This is a genomic window from Syntrophomonas sp. UBA1041, assembly GCF_002316705.1.
Lineage (GTDB): Bacteria > Bacillota > Syntrophomonadia > Syntrophomonadales > Syntrophomonadaceae > DTU019.
The window spans coordinates 59,904-68,248 of sequence record NZ_DCEA01000013.1; the positions used below are offsets into that span (position 1 = coordinate 59,904).

General features: G+C 52.3%; 7 protein-coding genes and 1 pseudogene. 1 reads left to right on the top strand and 7 read right to left on the bottom strand.

Annotated elements, in window-relative coordinates:
• The 4 genes and pseudogenes from B2633_RS02765 to argS form a co-directional block, all read right to left on the bottom strand.
• Positions 1-369, bottom strand: a pseudogene (locus B2633_RS02765) (CTP synthase); the annotation flags it as partial.
• A 77-nt stretch (positions 370-446) separates the two neighbouring features.
• On the bottom strand, positions 447-1,082 hold the full coding sequence (locus B2633_RS02770; RefSeq protein WP_483169008.1) for an MBL fold metallo-hydrolase: 636 nt from the start codon (positions 1,080-1,082) through the stop codon (positions 447-449).
• A 3-nt stretch (positions 1,083-1,085) separates the two neighbouring features.
• Complete coding sequence (locus B2633_RS02775; protein WP_483169010.1) at positions 1,086-1,319, bottom strand: DNA-directed RNA polymerase subunit delta; 234 nt, start codon at positions 1,317-1,319, stop codon at positions 1,086-1,088.
• A gap of 10 nt (positions 1,320-1,329) precedes the next feature.
• Positions 1,330-3,012, bottom strand: coding sequence for an arginine--tRNA ligase (gene argS / locus B2633_RS02780; RefSeq protein ID WP_483169011.1), 1,683 nt, complete (start codon positions 3,010-3,012; stop codon positions 1,330-1,332).
• Between the two features lie 123 nt (positions 3,013-3,135).
• On the opposite strand from argS, the gene B2633_RS02785 reads away from it, so the two are divergent.
• Positions 3,136-3,504: a hypothetical protein gene (locus B2633_RS02785; protein WP_481041757.1), complete on the top strand. Its 369-nt coding sequence runs from the start codon at positions 3,136-3,138 to the stop codon at positions 3,502-3,504.
• Here B2633_RS02785 and B2633_RS02790 read toward each other — a convergent pair whose 3' ends face one another.
• Genes B2633_RS02790 through B2633_RS02800 form a run of 3 tightly spaced genes read right to left on the bottom strand, consistent with a single transcriptional unit; the run spans position 3,505 to position 8,235 of the window.
• Positions 3,505-4,971 (bottom strand): M1 family metallopeptidase, encoded by a 1,467-nt coding sequence (locus B2633_RS02790; RefSeq protein ID WP_483169012.1) that lies wholly within the window; start codon positions 4,969-4,971, stop codon positions 3,505-3,507. It abuts the gene before it with no gap.
• Between the two features lie 48 nt (positions 4,972-5,019).
• A complete protein-coding gene (locus B2633_RS02795) occupies positions 5,020-6,516 on the bottom strand; it encodes an S-layer homology domain-containing protein (RefSeq protein WP_483169014.1) in 1,497 nt (498 codons plus the stop codon).
• A gap of 51 nt (positions 6,517-6,567) precedes the next feature.
• Positions 6,568-8,235 (bottom strand): hypothetical protein, encoded by a 1,668-nt coding sequence (locus B2633_RS02800; RefSeq protein ID WP_483169016.1) that lies wholly within the window; start codon positions 8,233-8,235, stop codon positions 6,568-6,570.
• Positions 8,236-8,345: the final 110 nt, after the last annotated feature.

Below are 8,345 nucleotides of genomic sequence, written 5' to 3' on the forward strand. Positions count from 1 at the left end.
TTTAATTTCGTTGGTGATATGCGGAATAACTTGAACCGTCTGTCCCAGGTAATCCCCGTGTCTTTCTTTATCTATCACCGCCTGGTAGATGCGTCCGGTAGTACAATTGGAAAGGCGGGTAAGGTTCTCGTCCACAAAGCGCTCATAATGCCCCACATCAAGGTCGGTTTCCGCTCCATCCTCGGTTACGTAAACCTCTCCGTGCTGGTAAGGGCTCATCGTGCCCGGGTCTACATTAATATAGGGGTCAAATTTCTGTAAAGCTACTTTAAGTCCCCTGCTTTTCAACAACCTTCCCAATGATGCAGCCGTGATTCCCTTACCTAGCGAAGAAACAACGCCCCCTGTTATGAATATGTATTTGGTCACTTTCCCGATCCCCGCTTTCCCTGGTGTGGTTCGAACTACCCATTCTTATGAATTGTACACCTCTTTATCATTTAAGGTCAACTGCCGGGATAGTCCAGCACTACAACGCCAGCCGATTCATGGAGGTCCTCGGCACTGACCTGCAGAGAAGGCCTTTTAACAGTTTTTTCGAATTGGCCGGTAAACCTCTCCAAAGGATCCAGCTCGAAGCTGAGGTGTTTAGTTTTATAATGCATAGGCACGATGATGACAGGGTTTAGTTGTTCCGCCACCACTCTGGCCTCCTGGGCATCTATGGTGTATATGCCCCCTACCGGAAGAAGCAGAATGTCCACATTGCCAATGGCCTCTATCTGCCGGGGCTCAAGGATATGGCCGAGATCGCCCAGGTGTACAATATCCAAGCCCTCGGCAGCGATCTTGTAAATTATATTCCGCCCCCTTTGCTGACCCTTCTTCCGGTCGTGAAAGCTCTCCATGCCTTCAATGCGAATCTGGCCGATTTGGAAAACCCCGGGTTGCGAGATGATGCGGGGATCGCCCTGCAATACCTGTACCGCATTATGATCCCAGTGCTGATGGCTCACCGTGGCGATGTCAACCGGCTGACGATACTCCTGATAACCCAGTTTCTTCTCAAAAGGATCGGTTATAATCCGGCCCAGGGGGCTGTCGATCAAAAACGAAGCATGGCCCAACCAGTTTATAATCATAAGCTATTCCCTCCTGGTGGCCCGATTGACGTGGTAAAACCAGTAGCCTTCACTCTGGTAAATAAGACGGTTGTCAAGATTCAAGCGGGTGTAAATGGAGGTCAGGGTCCCGATGTCAGTCTTTCTCCCCATCTTTTCGGCAATCTCGGTGATCAGCTGCAGATAGTGCATCGGTTCCCCATTGATAGTGAGAATCTCTACAGCCCAATCAGCTTCACTCTTTTTGCGTGTTTTCATGCTATACCTCCTACATGTGCTCCGGGGCTGTCACCCCGATAATGGACAACGCGTTGGCAATAACTATTTGGATGGCTTTCATCAGGTTTAAGCGCGCGGTTTGCAGAGCCGCATTTTCTTGCAGAACCCGGTAGTGGTTATAGTAACTGTGAAATAAAGCAGCCAGATCCAGGGAATAACGCGCGATACGGTGCGGCGCCAGGGTTTTGGCGGCAACCTCCACCTCCATGGGGAACTCGGCGATTTTTCTCAATATAACGATCTCTTCGGCCTGGTTAAGCACCGCAATATCTGGCGTTTCTCCTTGATCCCATTTTACACCGGCGGCCCCAGCCTGGCGGAATATGCTGCAGATGCGGGCGTGAGCATACTGCACATAATAAACCGGATTTTCCAGACTCTGCTGTTTGGCCAGTTCCATATCAAAATCCAGGTGGCTGTCGGGGTTGCGCATCACAAAGGAGAAACGCGCCGCATCCCTGCCGACTTCTTCGATCAGTTCATCCAGTGAAACCGTAGTTCCGGTGCGTTTTGACATGCGCACAATCTGCCCGCCCCGGTACAAGCGCACCAGCTGCATCAAGATCACGTCCAGCTGCGCGGGGTCATATCCCAGTGCGGCCATGGCTCCTTTCATACGGGCCACATGGCCATGATGGTCGGCTCCCCATACATCTATGACCCAATCAAAGCCCCGCTCGAATTTATCTTTATGATAGGCGATATCGGCTGCAAAATAGGTGGGGAGTCCGTTGGCGCGGATGACCACCTCGTCCTTTTCATCACCCAATAGAGTGGTCCTAAACCATTGAGCCCCGTCCTTCTCGTATATGTAGCCTTTTTGCCTCAGTTCCTCGATCACGGCCTTGACCTGTCCGCTCTCATGCAGCGTTTTTTCACTGTACCACAAATCATAGCTGATGCCAAAGCTTTCCAAGGTGTGGCGGATATAAGCCAGCTTCTCTTCCAGGGCCATAGCCACCAGTCTCTGCTGCCGTTCCCGGGAATCTACTTGCAGGAGGCTGTCTCCTTCCCGGGCCCTGATACTCTTTACCGTATCCACCACGTCCTGGCCGGCATAGCCGTTTTCCGGGAAGGTCACATTTTGCCCGCTAAGCTGCAGGTACCGGGCTTCAAGGGATTCCGCAAATATTTCAATCTGATTGCCGGCATCATTGATGTAAAACTCACGTTCCACGTCATAGCCGGCATAATGGAGCACGTTGGCCAGGGTATCGCCGATAGCTCCGCCGCGGGCATTGCCCATATGCAGGTTTCCAGTGGGATTGGCGCTGACGAATTCCACCTGAACCCGTTTACCGTTGCGGGGGGCCGAGCCATAGGCCTCTTTCATCCGCATCACCAGGGCCGGGATCTTGTATAGCCAATCGGAGCGCAGGTACATGTTTATAAATCCAGCCCCTGCCACAGCTACCTGGTCGAGATGCGAAAGAGCCTGCCGGTCAAGGTGGTCAACTATAATCTGGGCAATTTCACGGGGCGCCCGGCGGGCTGATTTTGCCATCAGCATGGCCGCATTACAGGCAAAATCCCCATGCCCTTTTTCCCGCGGCACTTCAATCACAAAATCGGGGATAGAATCAAAAACAAGGGCTTGCTCAGCCCGGGCCTGATTCAATGCTGATATGATCATGCTTCGCAAAGCGGATTTGATCTCCTCAATGGGGTTCATGAACGACCTCCTCAGTGCTTTATTTACCACATATATTCTACCTTATCCGGGCACAAACTATAAACAGGTGACTCGGCCAATTTTTGAGCAAATGTCCTGAAATTATGCAAGGAGGCTAAGGAAATGCGATTAGATAGGGGTAACCGGTCAATTCTGGCCTATTTCCGCGATGAAGGCGAAGCTGCCAAAGCGGCTCAGGTTTTAACTCGACATGGTTTTCAAGACATATCTGTAGATACCATCGTACCGGTTCCGGGCAGAACGGTTTACAGTACCCCGGCAACCAGTTTAACCGCCCTGGTCCTGGGATCAGGACGGGCCCGTCAGGGCCATCATCAAATCCTGCTGGGATCCGATCCGGATGTCAGCGGGATGGCAGGCTCATTTGGTTCTGATCAGGGAGGCTACAACCATATCCTGACCATGACAGCTGACAACGATCAGGCCGATATCGCAACCAGGCTGCTGCGCGAATGCGGAGCCCTGGTGTAATCACAGGGACCATCTGGAAAAAAAGCTGCTCATATCGCGGTGTGCTTCCTGATTGATAACCTGTTTTAAATCCGCTGTTGAAGCCAGCTGGTATTTATATTTGGCCAAATAGCTGCGCAAGATTTTTTGCACCTTGTCATGGCCCAGCTCCTCCTCCAGTGCCCACCAGAATGATTCCCCGCCCTGGTAGGCCACGGAATGGTATTGATCGGGTCCGGAAAATTCAGGCAAAGCCCGATCCAGCTTCATGGCTTGAACGGCCATCGGCGTAGACGAGGTTGTGGCTTGCCGGTAGTTCAGGTACAATGAAGCGCTGTAACTGGCCAGTCCTTCATCCAGCCACGGTTCATCATACTGGTCATTGCCCACCATTCCATACCACCATTGGTGGGCGATTTCATGAGCCAGCAAATTTCCTAAACCCGGGCTGCTCAGTTGGTTCTCGGCCACATACACCACCCCTGCGTATTCCATACCGGCAAATCCATGCATCGGCGCCACCACCAGGTTTAATTCGCCGTAAGGATATGAGCCCCACATACAGTTGAAGTACTCCAGAATTCGCCCCGCTTCCGCTAGCATCTGCTTTCCCTCCTCCTTCAGCCGGGGAGGGACATAACAGTTCAAAGTTGTGTTCTGGTGCTGCTGTTGCAGTTTTTCATAACCGGAAACGGCGGTCAGGGAGAAATCCCGCACCATTTCAGCTTTGAAGAGATGGTTTTCCCGGCCGTTATCCAGGGCCAGGCCGGCGATTTTCTCCCCGCTGGTTAACAACTGGTAATGCTGCGGAGCGTTAATGCGTACCAGATAATTAGCCGCGCTCAGACAGAAGGGATCGCCAAAGGGAATATTGGTCGGCAGGCACCAGCCGTCAGCGGTCAAAGTGTTTAAGACCGGATAGATATGTCCCAGCATAAAAATCCCGTCCTGGGTCCCGTAGCGATATCCAACCCGAGGCACCTCGGCCAGCCAGGATATCCTTATATCAATCTCCTGCTCGGGCAATAATTCGCGGAGCAGCATGATCTTCAAGGAGATGTCCTCCATCAGGAACTCGCTGTTCTCTCCGTTGACCTGGATCTGCTTGATCTGCATCCCCCCCCGGGAAAAGCCCTGAGAATAAGCTGCAGCCGGCGCGGGGCTTAAGCCTTTGCTCTGGAAGGCCTGAGGATATACCGTCAGCCACAATTCCCCCAGAACCCCGCCTGAGGAATTGACGGTGCTGATCAAGGATTGGCCATAAATGGTGCGGTTTAAAGTATCCAGATACAGATCCATTTGATAGCTGGTTTTCTCGGCCCGGGGAAAAGTATAAACCGGCTGCTGCTGGCTTTTGCCGGGATCCCACAGGTCTGAACGGCTGTTAAAAGGCAAAGCCGCCCCCACCCCTGCCGGCCACAGGTAACATACCGCCAGCAGGCAGAGAAGAGCAATTATTACAATTGTAAAAGTCCGGTTTCTTGTCATCGGTGTTTCACCGCTTTCGTTATAACTGCCTTTTGATCAACCCGGCGGCTATTTATAAAGTACGATATTTTCCCGGTAATCCTGTTGCAGATCCCTTTCCAGAAAGCTCAAGAAACGAATCAGCATAGCTGAGGCTTCAGCCCGGGTCATGACCTGATTGGGATGCACCCGATTGCTGCTGTCTCCGGCCAAAAGTCCGATCTGACGGGCCATGTAAACGCTGTCTTTGGCCCAGGCCGGGATTTCGGCATCATCGCGAAACTGGGTAAAAAATCCCGGGGCGGGAGCATTGTATTCAAATCCCAGACCCCGCACCAGAATGGTAACCGCCTGCGCCCGCGTCAGGGATGAATCAGGCAGAAAATAGCCGCCAACCCCTTGCACCAGTCCCCGGTTAATAGCTTCTTTTACATATTGGTAGTCAGGATTACTGCTCGGCACATCCTTTACCAGCGAAGCCTCGGAGGCGGCCTTGCGGGTCCGTACCAGGCCAGTTTTCTGGGGCTGTTCCGGGCTGATATTACAGGACCTCATTACCGCACGGGTGAAGTCCATACGGGTCATAGGAGCATCTGGCAGAAAGAAGGGCGAGGTCCCCTGAAAAACATTGAGAGAATAAAGCTTTTTGATATCCTCCTCGGCCCAGTGCCCGCCTAAATCGCGGAACTTGGGTAAAATCAAGCGTTCGATATTGGGGAGCATGGCCTGATGCAGATCTATCTCACCGCTTTCCCGCTGGTATTCCCGGGGAACGCCGTCCTTCATTCGTGGCAGGTCATACTGGCAGCTGGACACCATTTCCCGCTTTTCTACCGTCATATGACCCCCCGGGAAACTGGACAGAGAAACCTCGTTGGGGGAGTAATCCAGGCTTTTGCGCAAACTGTCGGAGGCGATTACCCGGACTGTGCCCGCCCAGGAGAAGCCGCCCCGCTTTTCTTCATCACCGGGAGAGGGCAGCAGCTCAGACTGCAGATTGTAGTCCAGTATCTGGGTTTCGGTCTTGCCCCAGAAATTGCTGTAGCCCACGGCTCCTCCGCTGATATCCACTATCACTGTGCCTTCATCTTTATTAAGCTTATAAACCTTGCGGGCCGCGATGGTCCCCGAAAAGAAATCCGCCGCCGGACGGTTGTCCACCACATCCGAACGGGAGAATTGATAATCCTCCAGGGTGAAACGATCCTCTCCTAAAACCACAGTTTCCCGGTAGCTCTTTATGCCGGTTGCTCCAGTAGTCTGGCCTTGTGGGCTGAAATTGGTGTAAGCCGATTCGTAGGTAACGCGCCGGTCCAGGCTGCCCTTCAAGGCAGGGTCGGCCGGCTTCAGATCAAATTTGTAACTCACTGTACCTTTGACGTCACTTATTTTTTCACTGCTGGTGAAAGAGCCTTTAAATAAGACCGGCTCTCCGGAAAGGAACACCACTTCCTGATATTCATATTCATTATTTACGCCGCCGCAATAATCAGGAGGCGCAGCCCAGACCGGCTGTAGAGGGGTCATTAAAAGCACAACTACCAGTAAAGCTAGCCATCTTTGCATAATACCGCTCCTAAAGAGATTATATTTTAGTTTATCGAGATACGGCCGTGATTACTTGACAACCGCACAACGAACGTAGAAATCATCCCGGACCAGATAGAGACGGTCTCCTGGCTTGAGCTGGTGGGCCGAGACAGGCTGTCCGTTTTTAATGATCAAAGCATCTGCCGTGCTCAGTCTCAGGAACTGACTCTTGAGCATCCACTGCCGGTTATGATTGCTCCAGTCATAGCCGTCTCCCAGAGTGATGCTCCAGCCTATAAGGGGATCATCCACCACCGTCGATATGGTTCCGGTACTGACCCGCAATGAATCCAAATCGCCTTTATCCGGCTCTACAGCCATACCTATGATATGATCACTGTCAGTATAAACATAGCCGTACCAATCCTTGAGGTCATGATCCTCGCTGTACTCGCTTGCTTCATCCACCGCGTAGGAGCCGGCCAGGAGTTCTCCAGTTTCCAGCCAGTCGCCTGTTTCGGTGTCATAAACCCGACTGTCGCTGCCATAATAAAGCTGCACCTCATCTCCGGCATCTGCAAATAGATTATTCTGCAGCTGATATGGATTTTTAAGCCACAAGCTGTCCTCGGTAATCAGGTCGATACGCCCGTAATACAGCCTTTGCTGGCCCAGGCTGGAATTGTTGAGAGCCTGGTCAAATATGCAGACGATGTTGCTCAAGGACTGCCCCAGCCAGCTGTCAGCAATGACCAGGGCGCTGCTCCCGCTGCTGAGCACGCTTTTATCCTGCAGGCGTCCGTCCTTTATTATGACGGTGCCTTCACCCATCATGAAATTTTTCTGATTTAACTCAAACTCCCCGCTAAAAAAGTTCACCCGATCAAGGCGGCCATTATAGGTGTACTCGGTATGACCTTTAAGGATCAGCCGCTCGATTTTTTCCTGTCCCATAACCTGTTTGGTCAAAAGGTACACGGTTTTACCGCGGTAGTATTTCAGATTGGCGGTCATGATCCGGTGCCCGCTCAAATATACGGGGAGGTCACCGCTATAGGCAAAAGACCTGGCCGATTGGGCAGGCTGCCAGGTCCCGTTATGGAAGGCTTCCACTTCTGAACAGGACAATATGCCTTCCAGTGGATTAACCAGTTGCAAGGTGGCACGATACAGCTGGCTGACCAGAATGGATTTGCCTTCAATTTCCATGCGGCTGATCAATGCACTGTCGAGGTCGTCAAAATGGAGTATAACCCGGTCGCCCACATATAAAGCATTTAAAGGCAACGCCACTCCGTTCTTGGTGACGGTGGTAAAAGGAGCTAAAGTATAATGCCCCTCCAGACCGGTATCCTCCATAACCGTGATTTGATCTCGGTCAACAGCAGTAACCAGCCCTATTACGGTCAGGCTTCCCGGAGCTATATATCCCGGATGAGGGGTGGAAAAAGCCTCCAGGCTGATTAATCGCGAACCTTCAGCAGCCACGATCACCTCCAGTCCGGGTTGCAGATCAGCCCAGCCAACGGGGATGCCGTCGATGGCAAACGGCGCCGGGTCAGGCACCGACAAGCGGTAGAGAGCCCCGGAATAATCCTCAACCCGGAGGTTGGCGGCCCCGGAATCGGACTGGGGATTCAATTCCATCAAATAACCTTCGATTACAACCACGGTATCTGCCGCCCAGGCTCCTTGAACCCCCCCGGCAGACAGCAGCATCAATGCCATCATAAAGATTGCTATCCGTTTAACCATAACCCCTACCCCCTCTTTCCGATCATGCCGTATGTTCCCAAACTATCAAGGCTGATCCATCCCCCGGCGAATTCAGCCTCCAGCGGTACCCAGGCCCCCTGATAGGTATC

What these genes read in the sequence shown, in the direction of transcription:
- B2633_RS02795 (WP_483169014.1), bottom strand. Translation starts at nt 6,516, where the DNA reads ATGCAAAGATGGCTAGCTTTACTGGTAGTTGTGCTTTTAATGACCCCT.
- B2633_RS02790 (WP_483169012.1), bottom strand. Translation starts at nt 4,971, where the DNA reads ATGACAAGAAACCGGACTTTTACAATTGTAATAATTGCTCTTCTCTGC.
- B2633_RS02775 (WP_483169010.1), bottom strand. Translation starts at nt 1,319, where the DNA reads ATGAAAACACGCAAAAAGAGTGAAGCTGATTGGGCTGTAGAGATTCTC.
- argS (WP_483169011.1), bottom strand. Translation starts at nt 3,012, where the DNA reads ATGAACCCCATTGAGGAGATCAAATCCGCTTTGCGAAGCATGATCATA.
- B2633_RS02770 (WP_483169008.1), bottom strand. Translation starts at nt 1,082, where the DNA reads ATGATTATAAACTGGTTGGGCCATGCTTCGTTTTTGATCGACAGCCCC.
- B2633_RS02800 (WP_483169016.1), bottom strand. Translation starts at nt 8,235, where the DNA reads ATGGTTAAACGGATAGCAATCTTTATGATGGCATTGATGCTGCTGTCT.
- B2633_RS02785 (WP_481041757.1), top strand. Translation starts at nt 3,136, where the DNA reads ATGCGATTAGATAGGGGTAACCGGTCAATTCTGGCCTATTTCCGCGAT.